The following is a 512-nucleotide window of genomic DNA, read 5'->3' as shown; positions in this document are numbered from 1 at the left end:
CCGGCCGACGCGGCCAAGACGCACTGAAGACCTACTTCGAGCATGGCCTGGCTCTCACCGGTGCGGCCCATCGTGCCGGCGTCACCGTGCTGGTCGGCACCGATACCGGATTGGGCGGCTTCCGCTACCACGATGAACTGCAGTGGCTGCGACAGGCCGGCCTGAGCCAGGCCGACGTGCTGCGCGCAGCTACGCTGCAGGCCGCACGTCATCTGCAACGGCAGGGATCGCATGGAAGCGTCGAGGTCGGCAAAGCCGCAGACCTGGTGCTGCTTGATGGCAACCCGCTGCACGACATCGCCAATGCCCGCCGCGTGCATGCCGTGCTGCTGGCCGGCCACCTCTATGACCGCCCGCGGCTGGATGCGCTACAGACTTATGCACGCAGGCAGGCACGCTCGCCCGCAGTGATGGCACGCCTGCTGTGGGGATTCATCACCAGCCCGGTCAGTGCCGAGCTGTAGCGGCAGCTACAACGCCATCCGCTCGCGCAGTTCACGTGCCTGCCGCCG

Annotated in this window: 1 protein-coding gene; it reads left to right on the top strand. The window is 67.8% G+C overall.

The annotated features are described in order from the left end of the window. A partial coding sequence (locus tag WDC87_RS21945) for an amidohydrolase family protein (protein ID WP_336331348.1) occupies positions 1-464 on the top strand: 464 nt, incomplete at its 5' end. Positions 465-512 lie beyond the last annotated feature (48 nt).

The sequence above is a fragment of the Stenotrophomonas maltophilia group sp. Smal12 genome (genome assembly GCF_037079935.1).
Classification (GTDB): Bacteria; Pseudomonadota; Gammaproteobacteria; order Xanthomonadales; family Xanthomonadaceae; genus Stenotrophomonas; species Stenotrophomonas sepilia.
This window is presented reverse-complemented; position numbering and strand designations above follow the sequence as displayed.